Origin of the sequence: Plebeiibacterium marinum (genome assembly GCF_026013615.1) — a bacterium.
Classification (GTDB): domain Bacteria; phylum Bacteroidota; class Bacteroidia; order Bacteroidales; family Marinilabiliaceae; genus Saccharicrinis; species Saccharicrinis marinus_A.
Window position 1 is genome coordinate 13,548 of record NZ_JAPDPI010000031.1, and the last position, 25,878, is coordinate 39,425.

General features: G+C 38.0%; 18 protein-coding genes. 3 read left to right on the forward strand and 15 right to left on the reverse strand.

Going from position 1 to position 25,878, the window contains the following annotated elements; all coding sequences use genetic code 11:
• Nucleotides 1-152: 152 nt before the first annotated feature.
• The 9 genes from OM074_RS14520 to OM074_RS14560 all read right to left on the reverse strand — a co-directional run bounded on the left by OM074_RS14520 (nt 153) and on the right by OM074_RS14560 (nt 12,538).
• Nucleotides 153-1,676 (reverse strand): phosphohexomutase domain-containing protein, encoded by a 1,524-nt coding sequence (locus tag OM074_RS14520; RefSeq protein ID WP_301200691.1) that lies wholly within the window; start codon nt 1,674-1,676, stop codon nt 153-155.
• 145 nt (nt 1,677-1,821) lie between these two features.
• A complete protein-coding gene (locus tag OM074_RS14525; RefSeq protein WP_301200693.1) occupies nt 1,822-2,487 on the reverse strand; it encodes a transaldolase family protein in 666 nt (221 codons plus the stop codon).
• Between the two features lie 142 nt (nt 2,488-2,629).
• A complete protein-coding gene (locus tag OM074_RS14530) occupies nt 2,630-3,910 on the reverse strand; it encodes a zinc-binding dehydrogenase (protein ID WP_301200695.1) in 1,281 nt (426 codons plus the stop codon).
• Nucleotides 3,911-3,912: 2 nt separating this feature from the next.
• Nucleotides 3,913-4,563, reverse strand: coding sequence for an HAD family hydrolase (locus OM074_RS14535; protein ID WP_301200696.1), 651 nt, complete (start codon nt 4,561-4,563; stop codon nt 3,913-3,915).
• Between the two features lie 27 nt (nt 4,564-4,590).
• Nucleotides 4,591-5,727 (reverse strand): SDR family NAD(P)-dependent oxidoreductase, encoded by a 1,137-nt coding sequence (locus OM074_RS14540; protein ID WP_301200698.1) that lies wholly within the window; start codon nt 5,725-5,727, stop codon nt 4,591-4,593.
• Between the two features lie 9 nt (nt 5,728-5,736).
• The gene (locus OM074_RS14545) at nt 5,737-6,954 is read right to left on the reverse strand and encodes a PHP domain-containing protein (protein WP_301200700.1); all 1,218 of its coding nucleotides are present in this window, start codon (nt 6,952-6,954) and stop codon (nt 5,737-5,739) included.
• A gap of 232 nt (nt 6,955-7,186) precedes the next feature.
• A complete protein-coding gene (locus tag OM074_RS14550; RefSeq protein WP_301200701.1) occupies nt 7,187-9,655 on the reverse strand; it encodes an alpha-ketoacid dehydrogenase subunit alpha/beta in 2,469 nt (822 codons plus the stop codon).
• Between the two features lie 166 nt (nt 9,656-9,821).
• On the reverse strand, nt 9,822-11,183 hold the full coding sequence (lpdA, locus tag OM074_RS14555; RefSeq protein WP_301200703.1) for a dihydrolipoyl dehydrogenase: 1,362 nt from the start codon (nt 11,181-11,183) through the stop codon (nt 9,822-9,824).
• 17 nt (nt 11,184-11,200) lie between these two features.
• Complete coding sequence (locus OM074_RS14560; RefSeq protein WP_301200705.1) at nt 11,201-12,538, reverse strand: dihydrolipoamide acetyltransferase family protein; 1,338 nt, start codon at nt 12,536-12,538, stop codon at nt 11,201-11,203.
• Nucleotides 12,539-12,700: 162 nt separating this feature from the next.
• Between OM074_RS14560 and OM074_RS14565 the strand changes: the two genes are divergently transcribed.
• Entirely contained in the window at nt 12,701-13,420 is a 720-nt protein-coding gene (locus OM074_RS14565; protein WP_301200707.1) for a GntR family transcriptional regulator, read from the forward strand.
• Between the two features lie 83 nt (nt 13,421-13,503).
• Here the strand turns inward: OM074_RS14565 and OM074_RS14570 are convergent, their stop codons facing one another.
• The 6 genes from OM074_RS14570 to rhaT form a co-directional block, all read right to left on the reverse strand.
• Nucleotides 13,504-14,802 carry a class II aldolase/adducin family protein gene (locus tag OM074_RS14570; protein ID WP_301200708.1) on the reverse strand — a complete coding sequence of 433 codons (1,299 nt, stop codon included), beginning with the start codon at nt 14,800-14,802 and terminating at the stop codon, nt 13,504-13,506.
• Nucleotides 14,803-14,914: 112 nt separating this feature from the next.
• Nucleotides 14,915-16,069: an iron-containing alcohol dehydrogenase gene (locus OM074_RS14575; RefSeq protein ID WP_301200710.1), complete on the reverse strand. Its 1,155-nt coding sequence runs from the start codon at nt 16,067-16,069 to the stop codon at nt 14,915-14,917.
• Nucleotides 16,070-16,095: 26 nt separating this feature from the next.
• Entirely contained in the window at nt 16,096-17,460 is a 1,365-nt protein-coding gene (locus OM074_RS14580; RefSeq protein ID WP_301200711.1) for an FGGY-family carbohydrate kinase, read from the reverse strand.
• Nucleotides 17,460-18,581: a class II aldolase/adducin family protein gene (locus OM074_RS14585; protein WP_301200713.1), complete on the reverse strand. Its 1,122-nt coding sequence runs from the start codon at nt 18,579-18,581 to the stop codon at nt 17,460-17,462. Before OM074_RS14585 ends, OM074_RS14580 begins: the two co-directional genes overlap by 1 nt.
• Nucleotides 18,582-18,733: 152 nt before the next feature.
• Nucleotides 18,734-19,999 (reverse strand): L-rhamnose isomerase, encoded by a 1,266-nt coding sequence (locus tag OM074_RS14590; protein ID WP_301200715.1) that lies wholly within the window; start codon nt 19,997-19,999, stop codon nt 18,734-18,736.
• Nucleotides 20,000-20,107: 108 nt separating this feature from the next.
• Nucleotides 20,108-21,136, reverse strand: a complete 1,029-nt coding sequence (gene rhaT / locus OM074_RS14595) for an L-rhamnose/proton symporter RhaT (protein ID WP_301200717.1) — start codon at nt 21,134-21,136, stop codon at nt 20,108-20,110.
• A 122-nt stretch (nt 21,137-21,258) separates the two neighbouring features.
• Here rhaT and OM074_RS14600 point away from each other — a divergent pair, with 122 nt between their 5' ends.
• Both OM074_RS14600 and OM074_RS14605 read left to right on the forward strand, forming a co-directional pair.
• Nucleotides 21,259-22,131 carry an AraC family transcriptional regulator gene (locus OM074_RS14600; RefSeq protein ID WP_301200719.1) on the forward strand — a complete coding sequence of 291 codons (873 nt, stop codon included), beginning with the start codon at nt 21,259-21,261 and terminating at the stop codon, nt 22,129-22,131.
• 204 nt (nt 22,132-22,335) lie between these two features.
• Entirely contained in the window at nt 22,336-25,749 is a 3,414-nt protein-coding gene (locus OM074_RS14605; RefSeq protein WP_301200721.1) for a PA14 domain-containing protein, read from the forward strand.
• Nucleotides 25,750-25,878 lie beyond the last annotated feature (129 nt).

The window sequence follows — 25,878 nt, forward strand, 5'->3', positions numbered from 1 at the left end:
ATTTCTACTACAACACTATTACCAAAGAAACAGGGAGACACATCGAATCACCAATAGTTAATAAGCGATTCCTTGTGACTCCTTTGTTCAGAGGTAACAATCAAAATAAACCAAAAAGACATTTTACTAATACAATTACAATTTGTAAGAAATTAGTTTTTATCAAAAGGATTTAAATCCAGATCTTTGAATTGAGTTAAAATATCTTTCAACTTAGATGCAATTATACCTACCCCTCCCTTTGTGTTTGATTCAATATTAACAGGAATTACAGGATCATGCAGTGATAACCTCACCAAAAACCAACCATCCTCGTCGGGTGATTTGCACTGAACCCGGATACCCTCATAATTTTCAGGAACTACAGACCATGATTCCAGCAAGTTGTTTTCAAGCTCATCAATAACCTGTTGTCCGTAGGCCACAAAATCATCTTTTGTTATTTTAATCCTAAATTCCTTACTTTCAACAGGACGGGGTAAAACCTCGATTAATTGGGAAAGATTCTTGTTTTCCAATCTCAAATCGGCCATTTTCACTAACAACTTAGCCACCAAGAAAGCCCCATCATCTAAAAAGAAATTTTCTTTTAAAGCTGCATGACCACTGGTTTCAATAGCCAACCAACTTTCTTCACCCTCCTCATTTAAGCGCAACGATTCGTTAATAACGTTTTTATAGCCGCGCTTAAACCTTTTATGTTTTCCTTTCAGGTGATGCTTAATAAACCATGCCAACCCATCCGAAGTTATTGAATCTGTAACAATGGTGGAAGATGGATGCTCTTCTAAAACAACTGCTGAAATAAGTGCGATCAATTCGTTTCTGTTAATCGGATTTCCCTGATTATCAACTATAGCAGAACGATCAACATCTGTATCGAAAATAATACCCAAATCTGCCCTTTCCTGTTTCACTGCCTGGCAGATGGAAGCCATCGCTTCACTGTCCTCCGGATTAGGAACATGGTTGGGAAATTTTCCATCCGGATCTAAAAACTGGCTTCCTGAAACATCAGCACCCAGTTCTTTCAATACTTTATTTGCAAAAAAACCACCGGCACCATTTCCGGCATCAACAATAATTTTTAGACCTTTGAGAGGTTTTGCCCTATCAACTCCCTCTTTAACACCATTTAAAATACCTTCAACTAATGTTTTTGAATAGATAGAAATATAATCCAATTCCTGAACTGTACCCTTTTCTCGCAATGAATTTAAAGCATCCTCAGCTGCCAAAGTTAAAATCTCTGTAATATCAGATTTATTGGCTCCACCTTCGCCAGTAAAAAACTTTAATCCATTTCGGTTATATGGCAAGTGGCTTGCTGTAAGCATTACGCCGGCATCAATGGAATAATTTTTATCAACAGTTGCCATAAACATAGCCGGTGTCGAGGCAATTCCACAATCGTATACATCTACCCCTACACTTGTTAATCCTGATATAAATGCTTTTTTTAACAATGGTCCCGTTAGTCTGGAATCCATACCAACTGCAACACATAAAGATTCCTTATCCTCTTTTTTGCAAAGCCAATGAGCAAAAGCCTTTCCCAAAATTTCAGATACTTCTTCTGTCAGGTTAATATTTTCGCCAGGAATCCCTTCCATGGCAACGCCTCTGATATCAGAACCGTTTTGTAGTTTTTTCCATGTATTTGATTGATTCTCCATTACTATATATTTATTTAAACAACAGCGACATTAAAATGCAATTAACAAACTTAATCAAAGGGTATAATAACGAACAAATGCATTACCGGAACAAAAAACCGGTAATGCATTATGTTTCTAAAAAACCACTAACTAACTATTTAAATTAAAATTCTATATCATATAAACCTTCAGCATCTCTTTCAAACCACTCAACACTCATATCTGTCATTGGGTGGCTTCTCAAACGCTCTAAAATTTCAAAACTTACTGTTGCAGCATGACTACCCATCATACTTACGCGATGAACCTGATCCACAGTTTTAAAACTAGCTGCCAAAACACCAGTATTTAATCCGTACTGTTGAATATTTTCAACAATATTTCCAACAACCTCTATTCCATGCGAAGAAATATTATCCAATCGATTTACATAAGGAGCTACCCAATCAGCACCTGCCCTGGCAGCTACCAAAGCCTGTTGCTGAGTAAAAATAGCTGTGGCTGTTACATTGATACCCTTATCCTTTAAAATGGGCATTGCCTTATAACCTTCGGCAGTAACAGGGATTTTGGCAAAGTAATTATCGCCCAAACCATACATTTTCTTATAAGCAATAGCCTCGCGAACCATATCTTCAGCCTTACTACTAATCATTTGAACATGTAGCATCCTGTTGCCAGTTATTTCAATCAATTCGGGCAATATTTTTGACATTGGCCTGTTTTCTGCAGCAATAATGGTTGGATTGGTAGTAACACCTTCTATCGGGAAATAATAAAAAAGTTTTTTTAGTTCTTCAATATTGGCAGTATCTGCTAAATAAATCATCTCTTAATATTTTAAATCATTAAATAATTGCCAAAAGATAATAGAATTTTGCACAAAATGTCAAAAAAAACACATTACTAAAATTTCAACCATATTAATATTACCACATCAACTTTGTAACAGATTGTTATTAACCTGTTAATCAATAACCCAAGGACTTTGCATTAGCCAGCAGCATTTCTTCTGCTTCCACACTCCATAACCCTTTATTGCGGTCACAAATCTCTGCCAATAAACTGTAAACGCTATTATTTTTACCTATTTCTTTAAAATCAGCAATTGCTGTCAAAGGCATCTCAACATGATTATATATTAGCTTTTTTCCCCCTGGTATATTGGGCAGGTTCAATGTAGTATCAATAACTGCATTCATACCACCAATATGAGTCACCAATCCAGCAGGATCAAGGCCTTTAGCCATTACAGCCAGCCCCTCCTTCATATCATCTGTATTACCCCCGCTTGTTCCAACAACATGGGTAAAAGCATAATGAATATTATAGAAATTCATTGTAGCTGAAAACTCAGGATTGGAAGGGCCTGCAAAAAAGTTTAAACACCCATCAAACCCAAGGATTTTATCTGCCTGCTCTACAACAGGGGCTACCGGGGCAAATACAAATACATCATCGTATCCCCCTTCTCCAGATATATCTTTCAATCCTTTTACAGGATCAGCCATTACACTGGTATTTACATATTTTAATTCAATACCCCTTGATTGCGCAAATTCAAACGTATATAAAGTAGCTGCCCTATCCAGCCTATCCTGATCAATATCGGTTACAACAAGTAACGATGGCTTCCGGTCGTCACGATGAAGAACATAATTAATGGCGGCTAGTCCCATAGGGCCAACACCTGCCAGCAAAGCCATTTTACCCCCATCTACAATCTCCATATTATGAATATATGATCCCGGAGTTGTATGATAATTTGCATGCATAGCTCCAATAACACACGACAATGGTTCAGATAAGGATGCCGGATAAAAACCCTCTCCCTCATAGGGTAACAAACACCCTAGTTCCATAACTTCGTTAGGGATAATAACATATGTGGCATCACCCCCTATATGATGATAAGAATAACCCGGAGCACTTAAAACCCCAACAGGCCCATTCTTATAGTTTAACGCAGGCTGAATAGAAAACTTATCTCCGGGCTTAAACTCTGAAGTCCATTTAGAACCAACTTCAACCAATTCCCCGGCAAATTCATGCCCTATAATAATAGGATTTTTATCTACATCATCAGGAATCCTCTTATGGTCAGACCCCTGACTTGCTGCTTTATACGATGACATACAAAGGCTATCGCACACTACTTTAGCCAATATTTCATTGTCTTTAATTTTAGGCAATTCAAACTCTTCTAAGCGAAGATCTGCCTTTCCGTATAAACGTACTGCTTTAGTCTTCATATCTAATTAATTTTAATATAATCAATAATTTCTTGCGCCTGGTCAACAACAACCGTACATCTATCTTCCGCACCGGGTTTTCCATACCCCCAACTCACACCTAACGGCAACATATTTGCTGCCTTTGCGGTTTGGATATCAACCACCGAATCCCCAACTAACAATATATCTTTAGGATCACAATTTATCTGTTTTGCAAAATGCAACGCACCCTTAGGATTTGGTTTATGAGGAAAAGCATTGCTATGTCCAATAACGTTTTTAAATGACCAATTTTTAAAATACTTTTTAACAATAATATCAGTTAAGTTTTGGGGTTTATTGGTAATAATGGCCATCGGAATATTTTTATCAGTTAAATAATCCAAAACCCTATCCATGCCTTCAAATATTTTACTCTTATTGCTAATGTTATTTTTGTAACAATCCTGATATTTATCTATATATGGCACGGAATCCCCACCTCTGAGATTAGGAGGAAGCGATGCTTCTACTAATCTCCTTGCACCATTTCCAATCCACTTAACATACGCCGATAATTCATGCAGTGGATAATCATACTCACTTAACATTTGGTTATTGGCATCCGCTATATCTTGAATAGAATCTAAAAGAGTACCATCCAAATCAAATATTACAGCCTTAATTCCCATTAAATATAATTTGCTTGCTTACCATTTCTATTTCAACATCTCTTGTCCACCTGTAACAGGAACAGCCTGTCCTGTTTCATACTCCTGCTCCATAATATAATAGACAGCACGTAATACATCAATTACCGTACAACCCCTTCCGGCAGGCACCTGAGCTTCATAAAAGGCTTTTACATCCTCAATTGTTTCAGCTCCTTTTACTTTACCAGCATTCAAGTACTGCACAAACAACCCCTTTTCAGGATCACTCCACAAAGGGCCATCAAAGAAATTACCCGGACATATAGAATTAACTTTTACCCTAGAGGGCATTAACTCCAGGGCAAAAGACTGTGTTAGACCTATACCCCCAAACTTACCTCCTGCATATGCAAAATTCCTGTTACTTCCCTTTAAACCCGACTTAGAGTTAATCTGAATAATGTCTCCATAATAACCAATTCTGTTAGCCGTTTGAAGCTTCAGCACCGACGAGGCGTATTTAGCACAATTAAAATAACCGCTATAGTTTACCTTTGTCATAAAATCAAATGTCTCCGGAGTCATTTCATCCAATCCTCCTGCCCGGAGTACCCCGGCATTGGATATAAAAACATCAAACCCACCAAAAGCACAAACTGCTTCAAATATCAACTGCTGTACCGACTCCGCATCTGAAACATCCACCTTTACAAAAACTGCCTGATTTGGTTTTCCCATATTATTCAGAGTTTGTGCAAATTCCTTTCCCTTTTCCTCATTCAAGTCGGCTATAACTATATTACAACCATCCTTAAACATGCCTTCAACCAATCCTCCTCCAAAGCCTTGCGCTCCACCTGTTATTATCGCAGTTTTCCCTGCAACCCGGCCTTCATTCTTTATATCTACAACCTCTTCACCCTGTAACAAGATATCCGCCTGATATGGAGTATTGGCAACCGCAACCACTCCAACACCTTTCAGGTTAATAATACCTGGAAGCTTTCCCTCTGACGCTTTATACTTGGCAATAGCACTCTTTATATTTTCAATATCACTTTCCTGATGCCCTTCAACCTCCACACTTACACAAGCAATTGATGCATCTGCATCAACTGATAGCCTGGCCACTTTAACTATTTCTTCAGACAATATCATACGAAGTGCCGGAAGTATTTCAACTATTTTTTTATCGAATGTCATATCTCAATTCTATTGTATAAATTTTGTGATCACTTCATGCCCAATTTCAACAAAAGGTTGCAAACTGTCTCCATTTCTTTCTCCATTTTCTTTTACGTACCCCTCTTGTCCTTTTGACTTTAAATACTGATGTGCCGCTACCACACAGGCACCTTGATAAGACAGCGATTTTAACTCATCATCTAAATCTACACCGCCCCTTGTTTCCACCTTCATTGGTATCATATCAGGCGAATTGTGTTCCGTACCAAAAGTTACCAACACCCCATTTTTCCAGAAAAACATGGCATATTCCTTCAGCAAATCTAAATTATTTCTATTTGGAATAAACTCTACTGAATGAACATTCCTATCCTTCAATTCTTTCAACAACACTTCTTTATCTCTTTCAAAAGCGGTATAGTCACCCTTTGCGTCGTCAGCCAACAATGGATAAGTTGGGATTCCCCCGGCATTAAGTATAATTTCTTTAATAAGCTTAATGGGCAAAAAGGCTTTGGCTCCTTCCTCAACAAAGGCCTTTTTACCTGCTTTAAAAAGCATATTCCTAATTTCATTTTCTACACTTACGTTACTTTCCAGGTCTGCACCCGGCATTTGCCCATCATACAATTTCTTAAAAAATTCAGTTCGCTCCTGAACCGAAACAAATTTCTCAAATACCTTTATTCGTAGCGCTTTGGCAACATGTCTTTCCCTTACTAAATCAACAGCATACTTTTCAAAAATTTCATCCATGCAAAGCTTGATGTCTGAACCAATTTCCGATAACAAAATATTTGTTTTATCAAGCATCTGGCTAACCCGCTTAATCACTTCTTGTTTAATCTCATTAACCTGGCTTGCATAGGGTTCATCCAGTTTAGGAGGATAATTGAGTCCTTTACCCGACATATAAACTCTTCCCGGGTTACCCGGATCATTCAGTCTTAATCCTTTTTCCTTGTCTTTTTGGTTTACACCGATAAACTCAATATTAAAAAGGGGGAATATTTTAAACTCTCCTGCCCTTTGGCTAAACTCTTCGTAACCATCAGTAGAATAAAAATCATTAATCCCTAAAACTTTTACATCTTGCTCATTTGCCAACTGGAAAATTTCAGTGATATTTTTAAATGCACTAAACGAATAAGGAGTATGAACATGGGCATTAACGTTAAGTATTTTAGCACCTTTGGGTTCTTTCCACGGAGATGTCACATCTGTATTTTCGGATATTGTAGACATATTTTTCATTGATTTTAAAAGGGGATTTAACAACTAACTTTTGCAAGATAAGCGGGCGCTTTATAAACAAAGCGCCCTTATTGGATCATAGGTATTTGTATCCAGAAAATTCCTAAGAATTTCCTCTGTTGTCAACAGCAACAATCGTATTAAACTACATTGGGATAACCTGCTTTTGCATTCATTTTTATTACTGATATATAAAATTGACTATATAGTTTTATCGCAGAGACTATATACCTAGTTTACTCCGCCTGATAATTTCGGCATTTGTAAAATTACCAGATACTACATGACCTTTAAGCGGTACAATTTTCTCATGAATAGCATCAATCATCCATTCCTTACAAGGGAAAAAGAATTCTTCCAATTCATAAGCCGGAGTGATCCAGTTACGCGAACCCACTACTACTGGAGGCGCATCCAGTTCATCAAACGCCAGCTCTGTGATTCGCTGAGCCATATCTTTCAAGAAAGACCCCCTTTCATTGGCATCACTGGTTAACAAGATACGTCCTGTTTTCTTTAACGATTCGATAACAGGCTCATAGTTGAATGGCACAATACTCCGGGCATCAATCACTTCGGCCGACATGCCATATTTTTCTTCTAATTCTTTAGCTGCCTCCAATGCACGATAAACTGTAGCACCAATAGATAATATGGTAATATCCTTTCCTTCTTTCTTAACATCAGGTTCCCCAAACGGTATTTCGTAATATCCTTCCGGTACACCTCCTTCATGGAATTGTTCACCAATATCATAAATTCGCTGGCTTTCAAAAAATATTACCGGATCTGTTCCCTGCAATGCAGAGTTCATCAAACCTTTTGCATCGTACGGAGTGGCAGGGAAACAAACTTTTAAACCAGGGATATGTGCCACCAACGATGACCAATCCTGAGAGTGCTGTGCACCATATTTTGATCCTACTGACACACGAATAACAACTGGCATTTTAATTACATTACCCGACATGGCCTGCCATTTAGGCAATTGGTTAAACACTTCATCACCACATCTGCCAAGGAAATCGCAATACATAATTTCCGGAATTACACGTCCTCCACACATGGCATAACCAATGGCTGTACCAATTATTGAAGCCTCTGAAATTGGTGAGTTAAACAAACGCTGATAAGGCAAGGCTTCTGTTAATCCACGATATACAGCAAAAGCACCTCCCCAGTCGCGGTTTTCTTCACCATAAGCTACCAGAGTAGGGTCTTTATAGAAACGATCCGCAATAGCCTCAAACAAACCATCCCTGAGCTGGTATTGCTTAATTTTTGAGAATTGTTTTCCATTATTATCAAAAGCAAAACGCTCTTTTTTAGCAATTTGTTGCACGCGAGGATTCTCTTCCATTGGATGATTCACCTCAACCGGGCGGTCTTCCATTTTATCTACACTCCCCTCCGAAAACATCATTTCCCCAAGCAATTCCGGATGCTTAATTAAATCCATCCTTGGAGAAACTTCATCGTCAATGGCCAAAGTCATTGAATATTTCATCAACTCTGTAATATCAGCCTTTATATCATCAAGCTCTTGTTGTGTTGCAATTCCTGCCTTAATAAGCTCCTTACCATAAGAAACAATACAATCTTGCTCTTCCCATGCCTCAATTTCTTCCTTACTACGGTATGAAGATGCATCTGAAGGAGAGTGGCCACTGTAACGATAGGTAAGAACATCCAGTAAAACAGGACCTTTCTTCTCTTTCAACAATTCCATTTTACGTTTATAGGCATCAATAACTGCCAATGGGTTATAACCATCCACCCTTTCTGCATGCATGCTATCCCGGTTTATACCGGCACCAATACGGGCTGCAATATCGTATCCCATGGTTTCGCCACAGGTTTGTCCACCCATACCATATTGGTTGTTCATTATATTAAAGATGATAGGCAATCCTCCCTTATAGGCACCTTCCCACAACTGCTCAAACTGATCCATTGCAGAAAACACCATTCCTTCCCAAACAGGGCCACAAGCCATGGATGCATCTCCAATATTAGCCACAACAATACCATCCTTCTGGTTCACTTTTTTAAACAACGCTGCACCAACAGCAATATCCCCTGATCCACCAACTATTGCATTGTTTGGGTACACTCCAAAGGGCGTAAAGAAAGCATGCATTGAACCACCTAAACCTTTATTAAAGCCAGTTTCCCGTGCAAAAATCTCTGCTAAAGTCCCATAAATTAAAAAACGACGCGCTAAGGATTTAAGGTCACCTGTATGTTTTTTAGAAACAATATCTAAAATAGTACCATCAAAAAAGGTTTTCATAACCTCCATTAAAGCCTCATCATCAAGCTTATGAATAGCAGACATGCCTTTCGCTAAAATTTCACCATGAGAACGGTGAGAACCAAAAATAAAGTCTTCTACTCCCAAATGATAAGCCATCCCAACAGCAGCTGACTCCTGCCCTATAGAAAGGTGAGCCGGTCCCGGGTGGTTATACTCTATACCCTCATATTCTCCCCTGATTTTGATCAGGTTTAACATCGTCTCAAACTCTCGAATAAGAGCCATATCATGATATATATCAACCAGCTGCTCTTTTGTGAAATTTACCTTTTCTTCTTCGATTGTTTTATCATATTGATTAACCGGAATATCCTTAAATTCCACTTTACTGGCTTTTCTTACCATTTTTGGATCAATAAATTGTGACTTTGGCATTTTTTATAAGATTTTAGATTAGAGATAACCTGCCTGTTGCACGATCAGACGGGAACATATCAGGTGTTTTATTTCAGATCAAACTTTAAAATCAACACCTGCAATTCAAGGTCATCTTCTTTCATTATTATTTTTTGATTAACAACTCTCTATATTTCAACATGTATCAGTGTCCAAAACTAAATACTGTCTCCTTAAAAATTTCAGACACGGTAGGATGTGGAAACACAACCTCTTCCATCTCTTTCAGGGTCATTTCAGCCTCAATAGCCATACAGGCTCCGTATATCATTTCACTGGAAGGGTTGCCCAACATATGAACTCCTAAAACTTCGCCATACTTTGCACCTACCAACACTTTACACAAGCCGGAACCTCCTTCATTTTCAGCGATAAAACGTCCGGCATATGCCATAGGTAGTTTAGCAACTTTATATTCAATACCCTTTGCTTTTGCAGCTTCTTCAGTAAGTCCCACTCCTGCAATTTCAGGATTGGTATATACTACACCAGGTATTGCATTGTAACGCATCTGATCTTCGCGTCCTGATAGATTATTTACTACAACTTCACCCTCACGGCTTGCTGTATGGGCCAACAATGAAAAGCCGGTTACATCACCAGCTGCATAAACATTGGGAATATTAGTACGCATTTTATTGTCTACTTTAATTCCTCCTTTAAACAGCTCAACTCCCAGGTTCTCCAGTCCAAAACCTGAAGTTACCGGTCGCCTGCCTACGCTAACCAATATCTTTTCTCCCGACACAGTAGTTGATTTCCCGTCCTTTTCAAAAGTAACATTACCACCGTCCACTTTCACAACCTTGGATGAGAGATTAAAATCAATTCCTTTTTTCGCATAAACCTGACGCAACATGGCACTTTGCTCCACATCCATACCTGTTAGAATCTCATCAAGCATTTCTACTACCGTCACTTTTGTTCCCAGGCTGTTAAAAAAGCTGGCGAATTCCATCCCTATCACACCGCCTCCTATAATGACCAACGACTCGGGCTTTTGCTGAAGCTCAAGGATTTCTCTATTGGTAAGGATTACATCACCTGCTTGGTCCAAACCAGGAATAGGTGGTATAAATGCTTCAGAACCGGTACATATCAATAAATTAGAAGTATTTATTTCTTTACCTTCCGACTCTATAATTATTCCTTGTTGTGAACGACCTTTTATATATGCAGAAGCCATTACGGTTTCTACGTTAAACATCTTCATTTTGGCACCTACTCCACCAACCAACTTCTTCACAACTTTTTGCTTTCTTGACATCATTGCACCAAAGTCAAAGCTCAAATCGTTGGCATTCACTCCGTATTTCCCACCACCTTTGGCGCTATCATATATTTTTGCACTATACAAAAGTGTTTTGGTTGGCATACAACCTTCATTTAAACAAACTCCTCCCAATTCCTTTTTTTCAAAAAGAATCACTTTCAACCCTTTGGCTCCGGCTCTTTCTGCGGCAACATAGCCACCAGGACCTCCACCTATTATTGCTAAATCGTACATATATATTTACTATAGGATTAAAAATCTATTTCCAGGTTTTCTATTTCTATTGCTATCTGTTTCAGAAATCTGGTTGCCAGTCCGCCATCCAGCGCCTGATGATCATAAGTAAGGCTCAATCCCATATACGGAACAAAACCATAAGCCCCTCCTCCCAGGTCTGCAGGCCTTGGCACAATAGTATTAACCCCCAAAATAGCAACCTGAGGAAGGTTGATCACCGGAGTAAACATCTCAACACCATAATTTCCAAGGTTAGAAACAGTAAATGACGCTGCCTCAGATGATAACAATTCAGGATCTATACTTCCCTGGCGACATGACTGTGCCACTTCTTTAAATTGATTAGACAGGCCAGTTATGGAAAGGTCATCTGCATTTTTGATTACAGGAACCATTAAACCACGATCAGTATCAACTGCCAAACCTAAATGTACTTTATTAAAATACTTAACACTATCGCCCAAAAAGTGAGCATTTGCATCAGGAAATTGTTTTAATGCTTTAATTACTGCCATACATACCATATCATTAATGGTAATATTTGGAGCTCCTTCTGTCGCTTTTACTTGCTTTCTCAATTCTAACAAACGACGTGCATCCGCACCCAGATGGTGGGTTAACTGAGCTGAGTTTTGCAATGAAGTATGCATTGCTTTTGCTATCAATTTTCGGATATTCGGCAACTTCTTGATTTCAAAGTCCTCAGAATACACAGGGTTTGACGATGTAAGGTCGGCGGCTTTTACAGCACCTCCCAAACCTGATCCTTGCTCCACAGTCTGCAAACCTTCTTCCTTTGCAACTTCTTTTGCCAATGGAGTCATTTTTGGCTTAGAATTAATATAAGCAGTAACATCACGCTCTATTACCCTGCCTTCAGGGCCGGTACCTACCAGATTTTGGTATGGCACAGCTTCTTTCTCTGCCAACTTTTTAGCCCTGGGTGAAATCTTTACGTCTCCAGAAACACCCTGTTCTTTAACCTGAACAACAACCTCCTCTGATACTTCTGAAGATTCAACATTTGGCGATGCTGAAATAGCCTCCTCTTCTAACGGAGCTTCAGGTTGAGTACCGGAAGATCCATCTGCCATAAACTCATCAATATTTTCACCGGGCTGACCTATTACAGCAATATTTTGCAATACAGGGATTTCATCACCTTCTTCACAAAAAACACCTAATAATATACCATCCTCAGCAGCTTCTTCTTCAAAAGAAGCCTTATCTGTTTCATAAGCAAACAAAGGTTCGCCCTTTTTAACTTCATCTCCTACTTGCTTGAACCATTCGGTAAAAATACATGATTCAACGGACTGCCCTTGTCGGGGCATTATTACAACTGTAGCCATATTCTTTTTAATGTTTATTCCAAAATTAATTTTACCAACTTGTATTTACAAGTTAATTTAATCTTTTTAGCTTATTTGCTCATTTTCTACATTTTAAACACATTTACATGTGACTTGTATATACACCTTATTTTACTTATCTTTACAAAAACACAAAATATCATGACAACAAAAAAAGAACTGCCTCCATACAAAATTCTATACGAGATGTTACGCAAACACATTACAGATGGGATCTATTCAAAGGGGGACATACTCCCTTCTGAAAACGAACTCTGCACCTCGCATCACGTAACACGCCCTACTGTAAGAAAAGCCTTAGACAGATTAGTGCATGAAGGATATATCAGAAAAAAACAAGGCAAGGGAAGTATAGTGCAAGGCCAGCCACAGGGAGTTGGTATTTTGTCACTATCCGGAACAACATCTGCCATCGGAAAAGAAAACCTACAAACCAAAATAATAATCAAACCCCATTTAACACAATGGGAGGATGATGCTTTTGGCTTCCCTTTACAAGAAATAGAAAAGGAAGTTGGATGCTACAGATTAGAGCGATTAAGGATTATCAACAAGCAACCGGTGTTTTATGACATCACTTTAATACCCAACATAAATATCCCGCGCTTTACAAGCAGAAATTTTGAGAATCGCTCCTTATTTGGCATCATGCGAACAGCTTACCAGATTGAAGTAGTTGGCGGAGAACAAAAGCTATTGGCAATTTCGGCAGACGAAAGAATTCAGGAATTCTTCAATGTTCCCCCGGGGCATCCCATCCTGCGCCTCGACAGGAAAATGGAAACCAACAAGGAAGGATTTTCTTTTTACAGCCAGGTATATTGCAACACAAACGACTATGGACTCTATGGCACATTCTAAACAAAATCAGCAACTTGCCCATATAAAAAAAAGGTGGACTAATAAGCCCACCTCTACAAACTATAATATAATTAAGAACTGATTTAGCCCAGAAATTTTTTCCTTAGAGCCTCAACTTGTTCATCATTAATCGGGAATAGCTTACCAAGCGGAGCTCCCATAACAAGCGACTTGGCACTAAACTCAGCAACCTCTAACCTATCAAAGGTTTGTAGCAGCTTATCACCTGTAACAATAAAAGAATCATTAGCAACCAGTACCGATGGAACCGATTCACTCAATAATTTTGGAATAGTATCATTTCCTGTAAAATGAGTACCAAATTCCAAACAAGGAACATCTTGCAAGAAAATCCAGCTTTCAGGAATAGTTCTTACATCAAATTTAACTCCGGTAGTTCCATAAGCCATCAAATACGGAGGCTGAGTAAGGATTATAGAGTTAATATGAGGATTCATTTCATAGATTTTCTGATGCAAAGAAACAGAGCGGCTAGGAGTTTTTCCAGGCTCTGCTTTACCACCTTTAATCTGAACAATATCTTCCGGAGTAATATCCCAGCGAGCTACATCAGGAGGCGTGATTAAGAAATCATTATCTTTCCATCGTACCGAAACTGTACCATAAGAACTAATCATTAATCCCTGGTCGCAAGCACGCCTTACGATATCGCAAATATTTTGACGAATTTCTCTTTCTTCCGGAGGATAAGAACCTGTATCATTACGCTCAATATCATAAGGAATCTGGTCCTGAAATTCTTTAATTTGCTCATCAGTAAGCATTACTGGCTCACCAATTGTTTTTGCATTAATGATAGTTCTCGCACAAAATTCTAAGGTTTCAAAACGCGTATAAGCATCCATCATGTCAGTACCGCCTAAAACAGTACCATGATTTTCCATAATGATAGCCATCGTTTCAGTACCTTCAAATTGAGCAGCAATCTTTACACCAAGCTCTTCACTTCCTGGCATTCCATAAGGAGCATATCCAATCTCTCCACAAATATCTTTTGCCTGAGGAATGATGTTTGTGTTTGGAATGTCTCTTACAATACTAAAAGACACTAATGCAGGCGGATGAGCATGAATAACCGCTGTTATATCCGGACGGACATCGTATATCGCCTTATGAAAAGGATACTCCGAAGATGGTTTGTGATCACCAATTATTGTTCCATCCTTTTTTACACAGATGATATCCTTTTCTGTTAAAGTACCTTTGTCTACTGCAGAAGGAGTAACCCAGATATCACCATTTTCATCCTTAATGGAAATATTACCACCCGAAGTAGTTGTCATTCCATTTTTATAAATCCTACTAATCACTTTAGTGATTTGCACCCTTGGGTGCATCAACTTAACATCTAACTGTTTCATGTGTTTATCTATTGCTTTTTGTTGCCACATAAAACTCGCAAAAGCCAATCATTCTCAATGGAGAAACCTTTTCTCGTGCTCGTTTCATATAGATAAAAAAATCCTTTTTAAATTAAAGCGCTGCTTTATAAATATTGATTGTATCTTCAAGGGTTACTTGTTTTGGGTTACCCCCTGCACAAACATCCAACAATGCATTTTTCGACATCAACTCAATATCCTTTTCATCAACGCCCAATTCCTTTAGCCCACTTGGAATTCCAACATCTGAAGATAATTTTTTGATGGCATTAATTGCTGCTTTGTTGGCCTCTTCTGTACTCATCCCAGTGGTATCTTCACCAAGTGCTTCTGCAATATCCCTGAACTTATCGCCACAAGCATCTGCATTAAACTCTTCCACAAACGGAAGTAAAACTGCATTACACACTCCATGAGGCAAATTGTAAAATCCACCTAACTGATGAGCCATAGAGTGAACATAACCAAGACCACAATTGGAAAATGCCTGTCCTGCAATAAACTGCCCCCAGGCCATTTTACTTCTTGCCTCAACATTTTTACCATCTTTAACAGCATCCCTCAGGCTTTCACCAATCAGTTTAACTGCTTTAAGGGCCAATGTATCCGACCATTCATAAGCACCTGCTGTAACATAAGCCTCAATAGCATGCGTTAATGCATCCATACCCGTTGCAGCCGTTAATGCTGCAGGCTTATTAAGCATCAACAAAGGATCGTTTACAGCAATATCTACCAGGCAATTCTTATCTACCATTACCATCTTAACCTTACGCGCTTCATCGGTAATTACATAATTGATAGTAATTTCACTTGCTGTACCTGCTGTTGTATTAATTGCAATAATAGGTAAGGATTTCTTTTTTGAAACATGAATCCCTTCATAATCTTCAATAAATCCGCCATTTGTTGCTAAAATACCAATTGCCTTACCACAATCCTGAGGCGACCCCCCACCTAAAGTCACGATGCAGTCACAACCATTGTCTTTAAGAACTTTCAGCCCTTCATTTACATTTTCTACAGTTGGGTTTTGTTTTACATCACTGTAAACAACATATTCAAGGCTTGCAGCCTTTAAAATATCCTCAACCTGAGAGGCAAGACCGATTTCAACCAACATATTATCGGTTACTAACAATGCCTTTTTAAAACCTCTTGATTTAAACTCTTCTTCAAGTTCTTTTAAAGAGCCAGGCCCCACAATACTAAGTGGTGGCAAATAAATTCTTCTTGATGTGTTCATTATATTTGTTTATTATATAGTCTATCCTACTCTTTGATTAATGCAACAGAACCAGTATCAAATCCACCAACCTTATCGGCAATTACCAGGGCTGCTCCAAGCGCACTTGCATTATCTATCTCTGATGTGTAAACTGTTTTACCTGAAAAGTGATTTGTTAATATATTCAGGAAAATTGGGTTTCTTGCAAAACCTCCTGAAACATATAAAATTTTTGTCTCGTCATTTGCAGGGATAATCAATTCTACAGAAGCAATACACATTTTGGTCAATTCCATCACCATACGTGTATAAGCCTGATCAAAGGAGTCAAATCCCGACAAGTCGATTTTTTCAATTCCTTTATCAAAACCGGCAATCCCATCCGGGAAAAACACTTCACCTTCACCGAATTTTTTATTCAGGATTTCTTCCAACTCCGGCTGATAACTGATTGTTTTATAATAATCAGCATCAATATCATAATGCTTGTTCAACAACTCCACCAATTTTTCATGGAAATACCCCATAAACAATCGCGATGACTTAACTTGTTGTTTTTTGGGTGTTAAAAAGCACAGGCAATCGTTATTTAACTGATCACTGGTTAATGGTTCTTCATTATAAGGATTCATGCTGATACACCAGGTTCCGGTTGACACAAGTATGAATTTTTCTTTTGAATTTTCAAGATAAGGAACAAGAGAAGCCGAACTGTCATGTATCCCAACGCCGGTTTTAATTTCCTTACCTTTTAAATTGGCCGCATATACAGTATCATTGTTTACTGGCTCAGGAAGAGAAATACCCTCTTCTTTTATCCATGGATGGTATTGCATATTATCAAAATCCCACATAAAAGTATGACAACCAATTGAAGTTGGCTCTGAAGATATCTGACCTGTTAATACATAAGACAAATACTGAGGAAAATGAAGCACGTTTTCAACCTGATCCCAAACCTCTTTTTTATCTTTCTTTACCCATAAGGCCTGTATTCCCGAGTTTAAAAGCAAACCTAACGAAGGACTCGCTGTACGGCGGCAAAACTCATTTACCCCTCCGTTTTTACCAAACAAGTCATCCTGAACCTCTATACTTATCTCTTTCAAATAATTATATATCGGAGTCAGCAACTCCCCTTCTTTGTTTAAAAATGCAAGGGATGCTCCATAAGTTGAAAAGTTAATTCCCTGAATATCATATTTACCCTCTTCTATGATGGCATTTAACGTATCAACCATCCAATTCTGAATCAGCTTGATGTCATCACACTCAAAACCATCTTCATCTACTGTGGTATCAAACTTTTGTTCAAGCTGATAGGCTACTTTTAAGTTTTGGTCAAATAAAAGTATTTTTTTATTCGTTTTACCAATATCAAATACTGCTATAACTTTTGCTGCGCTCATTATTTACTTTGTTTAGATATTTTTCTCCTATAGTTTTCAACTTCCCAATTATCAATAAAATCAATTTGTTCCTGAGTCATAGGACGAGGCCCGCCAAATGATTCAGATAAAAAGCTTACCTTCATCATATCTTTATATACATCCAATACAATTTGTGCTGAATTCATATTTTCTTCGATGCAAACAAGTCCTTTCCCCTCAATTGCAACAACCTTAGGATAGTACCCGGCTAATGACTTAAAGGATTCTATGCGCTCGTTTATATCACTACCATCCTCTTTTAAATAAAGATATTTAGATTTACAGTAAACAATATTATCTGGGGTAAATGGTATACTGACCTTTGAAAAGCTTAATTCATCTTTAACAAAAAATGATACAAGATCACTATTATCTACCACTTTATAAACTGTATCTGTCCCATCTCCCAATGATATCTGACTGGCTATTGATGACAATTCCTGATTATCTGAAGAATTATTTTCCAGCGGATTTGTTTTTGAAGCAGATTTTAGTTTTTCATCTATTTCTGCATATATATCCTCAATTTCCTCACAAGTATCCGCTCCTACAAAAACACCATGGTTTTCAAGAAAGATAATTTGTGCTTCCTTTCCCTTTTCTTCTTTATATTTATTTAATGCACGCACGACCTCCTTGAACAGGACATAGCCCGGATCGGTATAAGGTACATATACCACATCATCTCCAAACATAGATGCAATAACCTCTTTTGAATCATTGGCACACAAAACCCCATTGACCAATGTTGGGTGCGTATGCATAATAAACGCATATTGAATCACTTCGTGCATGCTAGCCTCCACAGAAGGCCTCTTTCCTTCAGGAAATAAAATAGCATTGTGTAAATCCTGTTTTACTTCCTGCTCTCTTGTTGTAGCATCATTACTATATTCTTTCTGTGAAAGGACTTGCATTTTTTCGCGATCAAGACACACAAAACCATTTTCATCAATGTTTGCCATAGATGTCCCGCTTGCCTTAACCCACATTTTATCTTGATCCTTGTAAGAGCTATTGCCCCCTCCTGCTATGATATAATCCGGATTCTGACCGAATTTCTGTGATAACTTTATTAATTGATTGAGATTTTTTTCCATGTTAAAAACTTAGATATGCCAGCATTAAATTTTAAGGGATTTATTTTATAATAGAATTAGTTTAAGGGATTCTTCTATTTTAAATACAATAAGGCAGGCAAAGAACAGACAAGCTTAAAACCCTATCCTTCTTTACCTGCCTTTAAATTTAACTATCGTTTTGACAATACTTCTTTTTCGTATGCTTGTACTTCAGCAATATACTCTTCACCTACAGGTACACCTTCCTGTAAACAGTAGTAATCCCAAACCGCTGCAAATGGCTTGGTTTTCAATTCTTCAAGAAGTGCTAAACGCTCAAAGTTTTGTCCGTTCTCTTCATATTGAACTAATGTAGAAGTTGGTTCCAACATTGCAATCATAAATGCTTTTTGTGCAGCGCGTGTACCCACTACATATGCACCAATACGGTTGATAGAAGCATCGAAGAAATCAAGACCTACATTAACACGGCTGATAAAGTCGTTACGCACAATCTCAGAAGCAATCAACTGAACCTCCTCATTCAATGTTACAACATGGTCTGAGTCCCAACGGATAGGACGGGTAACATGTAACAATACCTCATCAACAAACTGAAGGCAAGAAGAAATCTTATCTCCAACAACTTCAGTAGGGTGGAAGTGGCCATTATCTAAACAAATCAACTTGTTGTTCTTGATTGCATATCCTAAGTAGTAATCATGTGAACCAACAGTCATAGACTCCGCTCCAATACCGAATACTTTACTTTCAACCGCATCCTTCATATACTCTTTTGAGAACTCTTGCTCAAAACCTTCGTCTAACGACTTTGTTAATTGGGCACGCATTCCATTACGGTCTATTGGAGTATCTTTTGATCCATCAGGAATCCAGGTATTTAATACACAAGGAGAACCTAATTGCTTACCAATTTCTGCTGCAATTTCGCGAGAACGCTTCAGGTGATCAACCCAGAATTTACGAATTTCCTCATCTTTAGAAGACAAAGTAAATCCACTATCTGCTTTTGGGTGCGAGAAGAATGAACCGTTAAAATCCATTCCAATTCCTTGTTCTTTACACCAATCAATCCATCCCTGGAACTGTTTTACAGTGATCGCATCACGATCAACCATTCCTTCAGAGAAATCGCCATACAAAGCATGAACATTAACACGTTGCTTACCAGGAAGCATAGACATTACTTTCTCCAGGTCAGCCATAATCTCTGAAGCATTACGGGCTTTTCCAGGATAATTACCAGTAGCCTGAATACCTCCAGAAAGCTGTCCATCAGGATTTTCAGTTCCTGACACATCATCAGTTTGCCAGCAATGCAAACTAATAGCTACATCATTCATCCTTTTTAAAACCGCGTCGGTATCAACTCCTAATGCAGCATACTGTTCTTTGGCTAATTCATAAGCCTTTGTAATTAATTCGTTATTGGCCATAATTTATTTATTAAACGGATTTTAAGCAGAGATTTCACCTAATTATTGGCAGTAAATTACATGATGAAATCTCAATACTGTATATTAAATTATATATTAAGACTCTTATTAAAAGTTAATGACGAAAGTGGAGAATATTAACACTACCAATCCAACAATCAGAACAGTCCAGGTTTTAGAACCAACCCCTTTCCATTCCCTGAGGATTATACCCCAAACATTACTAAATGTAACATTTAAAGACATTAGGATACTCCATGAGAACACCATAATTACACTACCTTCCTCAAAGAAACTTTTTCCAACACCCAGTCCGAAGAATTGAGAATACCATAAACCTCCAGCCAAAGCGCAAAACAACAAATTGTTTATAAATACTTTTGAAGGTACTGATGTATAATCACTAAGGGTTTTGTTTTTTACATTTTGGAAAATACAGTAGATTGCATTTGTTAAAAAACCTCCAGCTGTAACCACAAATGTAGCAGGCAACGTTACATATAAACTTGCAGCACCCATAGAAGAAGCAGCATCTGCAATAGGCTTTCCGGCCGCTAATCCAAGACTAAAACAGGCACTCATCAATCCAGCAAGCAGAGCAACCAATAAACCTTTTCCTAAAGCAAAATCTTTAACTGCAGCCCTTCTCTCTTCTTCCGACATGTTTTTGGCACGTAAACTACCTGCATAACCAATAATAGCAATACCAGCCAAGGCAATACTTACAGCAATTAACAATACCAGTCCCTTACCTGTAAAAAGATCCTGTCCTTCCATTAAAGCCGGGATAATGGTACCAAAGGCTGAACAGGTACCCAAGGAGATAGACTGGCCAAGGGCAACTCCCAAATAGCGCATACTCAAACCAAAAGTTAAACCTCCAACACCCCACAAAATACCATACCCTAATGTTTTCCAGATAGCATCACCCCCACTCATCAAAATTTCGCCCAAAGAGTGACCTTCGGGCACCGCTAAGAAAGCACCTAACAAAGGAAATATTAACCAGGCAAAAACACCCTGTGATAACCAAAAGCTCTCCCAAGCCCAATTTTTAATTTTGTTAATAGGAACATACGAACTAGATTGTCCAAAACTTCCTAAAGCAATAATTACTAATCCAATTATAAAATTCATATTTGATAGATTTTCTTTGTTTAATTAAACAGCTAACTTTAATTTTAGACACAAAATTAGATTTAAAGAAAAACGTCATCAATACACAAATTGGCGTTTTATTTGCACTTTTTGGACCATAAATGAAGGACTTTTTTAAATACACTACAGTTAGTGAAGAGGATAAAAATTGGGGCTTATATATTAATGTTGCTGGTAAATCAACTATTCCGTCCAACATACAATACCCTATAAAGAATCATCCCAACGGATACTTTTTTAACTGGAAAAATGGAAGAACCCTAAATGAATACCAGATTAATTATATTACTGATGGTTCAGGAGTTTTAGAGAATTCCAAGGGGAAATTCCCGGTAAAAGCCGGTACCTTAATGATTATTCGTAAAGATGAGTGGCATAGATATAAACCCACAAAAAGTGATGGCTGGGTTGAAAACTACATTGGATTTGATGGTCTTTTTGCCAACCACTACCTGCAACAAAACCAGGTTTTGCTAGGCCAATCTGTTATACATTGTGGAGTAAGGGAAGATATTATTGACACCTATTATAAAATCTTTGAACTGATACAGAACGAAGATCCGGGCAATCAACATATAGCATCCGGCTTAATTATTAAACTGCTTGGCTATATTGTTGCCTGGCAAAAGCAAAAAGACTTTTTTGGTAAACCAATTGAAAAACTGATACAACATGCCCGTTTTTATATGCGAGAACATATTGAGGATGATATCAACTTAAAAAAACTTGCTGAACAAAATTGTGTGGGTTATTCATATTTCAGAAAGATGTTTAAGAAATACACTGGCATATCACCTCATCAGTATCACCTTGAATTAAAACTTATGCGAGCTAAAGAGCTTATTTTAACTACCGATAAACCACTAAAAGAAGTCAGTTATGAATTAGGCTTTCAAAGCATACATTACTTCAGCAGGCTGTACAAAAAGAAAATGGGACACAATCCTTCTGAGGTTAGAAATACAGTTAAGTAATAGCACAAGCCAACCCGAGATAAACTGGGTACAATTCCGTAATCTGGATAAAACATAAAGGCATTACAGACTCAAGTATAAAGACTATTTACTTCTTGTAATATCTATTGTTCTGCCTTAATAAGCACAGATATTACTTTTTAGGTATAATGAGTAAATAACCATTTAAAACTGTACTGGTTATAGAATTAAAAATCTATAATTATGTACAAAATTACTACCTTAATTTGTCTGTTTTTCATATTGAACCAGGCTTTAAGTCAATCCATCGACCGTATTGAAGGAAGCCCGTTCCCTGCCACAAGTGTTACAGACACATTGTTTATTGCAGATAAAAACATGACTGCTTCTGAACAATTTGCTATTGGTTCCTTAAGCGGAATTCTTGCCCGGACAAAACCCATGATATTGCAAAGCCAATATTTTCATGAACAAATTGTAAGAAACAGCGACCTGGATATTAAGTATATTAATTTTAGCAGTTCGAGCCTTACAGGTGTATTTATTTACTTTGCTAAAAGGCTTGATGGATATATTTTATGCGACCCCCAAAGCAGCAGTTCAAATGTAGCAGCTTCCCTTTCCGGCATTTTAAATGCGGTTGCCATACCCACGGATCTTGAACCCAAAGCTATTGCAGCCGGTTTGGAAAAGGTGCTGGATGTTACAGGAAAAGATGAAACCTGGGCATTAAACAATTATGGGCACTTATTAAATAAAGATGTTGCCCTTTTCCAATCCTCAGAGGATTGGGTTGGTTTAGTGGATTACACAGCCTATACCGGAGGGATCCGTTTCTACGATCCAGACATCAATGGAGCGTTATCAACCAGTGTATATAACTTTTTAAATCCCGGTGCCATGTTTTATGGCTGGTGGGTTTCCGAAGACGGAACGGTAGCAAGGTTATCTGAAAAGTCTTTTAAAATAATCCCCTCGGGTGGATTAAAAAACCTGGCTACCCTAACCAATCTCCCTGATCCCATTAAAAAGCAAAAGGAAGCCATAACACCCTTTGAAGTTAAAGAAGATGTTCATACTGTTTGTTTTGTAATTTCTGATGGTGATAACATCTCATGGCCGGTAGGTGCCGCATTTTGGGATTTATGGACCTGGAAAAACGACAACCAAAGCCGCATCAACCTGGGATGGACACTATCTCCTGCCTTATGCGAACTAACACCTTTAATTTATAACGATCTGGTTCAGGGTCTGCAAACAACACCAGAAGGTCGCAATGTAGCCATTGCCTCCCCTTCCGGACTGGGATACTATTTTCCAAGCTTAAGTCCCAACCAACCTTACCATTGCGAGGAACTAAACAAATTTATGCGCAAAGCCGACATGAATATTGTAAATGTAATTGATACGGATGATGGTGCCCATAACCCTGACGAATACCTGAAACAGAGCAATATCGATGCCTTGTTTTATTACACCTACGGAGACCAATACCAGGGAATGCATGGAGAAATCAGCTGGTACAAGGGCAAACCCAGCATAGGCGGGCGATATGTTTTTTGGGGAAATTCGGAAGATAGAAGTGCCGATACCCAGGAATTGATTTCCCAAAGAATGGCCGACCTGCTAAACGACCAATCTACAGATATATATTCTGAAGAAGGATATAGCCTGGTTCCTGTACATATTTGGACAATGAATCCCCATGATGTAGCCAACGTCATCAGCAAACTCAATTCAAACGTCAGGGTTGTTGCTCCTGATGAATTTGTTTGGTTGATTAAAAAGAACCTGGGCGGCCTGCCAATGGGAACAGGAAACGGCCTTAATGCATCTTACTTCAACGACCTTAACTTTACTACGCTCTCGAAAACCAAAATTGACAGAAAAATTGATTTTGAATGGATGCAAAACAATCCAATAGATCTTGAGGTCGGACAAAATTTTTCAGTTAGGTGGACTGGTCAGGTTCAACCACTGTACTCTGAAGAATATTCATTTCACATCACTTCTGACGGCAGCACAAAGCTAACTATAAACGGAATTGTGCTGTTTGATACTGCCAATGAAAAAATCATCACAACAAAGTCAGGCAACATAACACTACAGGCAGGTGAAAAATATGACATCGCTATAGAGTATGCCGAAAGTACCGGAGATAACCAATGCATTTTAGAATGGGAAAGCAATTCTAACTTGCGACAGGTAGTTCCTTATACCCAACTATATGCCGAGCCTATATCAACAACAGGCTTGGCAACAGTTTACACGGATACTAATATGGATGGATTTTCGGCAGGTTTACGGATTGGGAACTACAATGCGGAACAATTAAACAAATACGGTATCTCATCTGGTGATATTTCATCTATCCGATTAAAAGAAGGATTTAAAGCGGTACTATTTACTGAAGACGATTTCTCTGGCGATTCCATCACTATTACTTCTGATGTACCGGAACTCTCTTCTCTTTTAATGAGCGATAATGTATCTGACTGGGATGATAAAGCTGTCTCTATAAAGATTAAAGCCAACGGAGATCCCAACATTAGTGGTGCTTTTCATCTTAGAAACAAAAAGAGCAATTACTATATGGATGTATGGGGAGGTGAATACAGCACCGATTATAACACCACTATTCAACAATATGAACTACTCAACAAAACCAACCAGGTTTTTAACTTCTTCCATTTGGGCGATGGCGTATATAAAATAATGGCACGACATAGTAAGATGTTGGTTTCTGTAGAAAAAACAAGCATGGAGGAAAATGCCAATGTCCACCAATGGAAAGACCATAATTCATTAAACCAGCAATTTATAGCCGTACCGGCTTCCGATGACAGCTATAAATTCATTTCTGTTTACAGCGGTATGATTATTAATGTTGCCAATAGCAATATTGAGGGCAATGTTCAAATGAACAGCAATAACAACCAACAAGAAGGCATGTGGTACTTAGAAACTACGCTGAACCTCGAGGGAACCGGAAACGGGTTAAAAGGAGAATATTACAACAGCAAAAATTTCTCTTTCTTTAAATATGAGCGCATCGATCCCCAAATAAATTTTAACTGGGGCGAATCAACACCTGATTACCCGGTATCTATTGATAATTTCTCGGTTAGATGGACCGGATATATTGAACCCCGGTACTCTGAAGAGTATACTTTTTATTTAACCAGTGATAACGGGAGAAGATTATGGATTAACGACGAACTAATTATTGACAAATGGATTAGTGACTGGGATATAACTTATACCGGAACCATTAGCTTAGAAGCCATGACTCGATATAAAATTAAAGTTGAATATTTTGAAGAAACAGGTGGAGCAAACATTAAACTGCAATGGAGCAGCAACCACGAATTAAAAGAAATAATTCCTCAGAGTCAGTTATACTCTGATTTGCCTTTAAGCATTCCGGTTCAAAGCAACAAGTCCTCTTTAAAAGTATTCCCAAATCCAGCCACCGACATCCTGCATATTGATAGATTAGAAACCCCAACATTTATGGATGTATATAACATGCAAGGCAATAAAGTTCTTCAACAATTTGGCACTTATATAAATACAACAAAGCTACCATCCGGCATGTATTTTATTGTCCTAAAACATGAAGGAATTATGCACAACCTAAAGTTTATAAAAAAATAAAAATAGATTTTATGATTATTATATAAATCATACTGTATCAGGATAACCTGAAACAACACCACAAAGGGCAGCATCTCAACAGAATAATAAATATACTTTCTGAGATACTGCCCTTTGGTTTATATTAAA

Coding starts and splice junctions, on each gene's coding strand:
- OM074_RS14520 (WP_301200691.1), bottom strand. CDS start 1,676: ATGGAGAATCAATCAAATACATGGAAAAAACTACAAAACGGTTCTGAT.
- OM074_RS14525 (WP_301200693.1), bottom strand. CDS start 2,487: ATGATTTATTTAGCAGATACTGCCAATATTGAAGAACTAAAAAAACTT.
- OM074_RS14530 (WP_301200695.1), bottom strand. CDS start 3,910: ATGAAGACTAAAGCAGTACGTTTATACGGAAAGGCAGATCTTCGCTTA.
- OM074_RS14535 (WP_301200696.1), bottom strand. CDS start 4,563: ATGGGAATTAAGGCTGTAATATTTGATTTGGATGGTACTCTTTTAGAT.
- OM074_RS14540 (WP_301200698.1), bottom strand. CDS start 5,727: ATGACATTCGATAAAAAAATAGTTGAAATACTTCCGGCACTTCGTATG.
- OM074_RS14545 (WP_301200700.1), bottom strand. CDS start 6,954: ATGTCTACAATATCCGAAAATACAGATGTGACATCTCCGTGGAAAGAA.
- OM074_RS14550 (WP_301200701.1), bottom strand. CDS start 9,655: ATGCCAAAGTCACAATTTATTGATCCAAAAATGGTAAGAAAAGCCAGT.
- lpdA (WP_301200703.1), bottom strand. CDS start 11,183: ATGTACGATTTAGCAATAATAGGTGGAGGTCCTGGTGGCTATGTTGCC.
- OM074_RS14560 (WP_301200705.1), bottom strand. CDS start 12,538: ATGGCTACAGTTGTAATAATGCCCCGACAAGGGCAGTCCGTTGAATCA.
- OM074_RS14565 (WP_301200707.1), top strand. CDS start 12,701: ATGACAACAAAAAAAGAACTGCCTCCATACAAAATTCTATACGAGATG.
- OM074_RS14570 (WP_301200708.1), bottom strand. CDS start 14,802: ATGAAACAGTTAGATGTTAAGTTGATGCACCCAAGGGTGCAAATCACT.
- OM074_RS14575 (WP_301200710.1), bottom strand. CDS start 16,069: ATGAACACATCAAGAAGAATTTATTTGCCACCACTTAGTATTGTGGGG.
- OM074_RS14580 (WP_301200711.1), bottom strand. CDS start 17,460: ATGAGCGCAGCAAAAGTTATAGCAGTATTTGATATTGGTAAAACGAAT.
- OM074_RS14585 (WP_301200713.1), bottom strand. CDS start 18,581: ATGGAAAAAAATCTCAATCAATTAATAAAGTTATCACAGAAATTCGGT.
- OM074_RS14590 (WP_301200715.1), bottom strand. CDS start 19,999: ATGGCCAATAACGAATTAATTACAAAGGCTTATGAATTAGCCAAAGAA.
- rhaT (WP_301200717.1), bottom strand. CDS start 21,136: ATGAATTTTATAATTGGATTAGTAATTATTGCTTTAGGAAGTTTTGGA.
- OM074_RS14600 (WP_301200719.1), top strand. CDS start 21,259: ATGAAGGACTTTTTTAAATACACTACAGTTAGTGAAGAGGATAAAAAT.
- OM074_RS14605 (WP_301200721.1), top strand. CDS start 22,336: ATGTACAAAATTACTACCTTAATTTGTCTGTTTTTCATATTGAACCAG.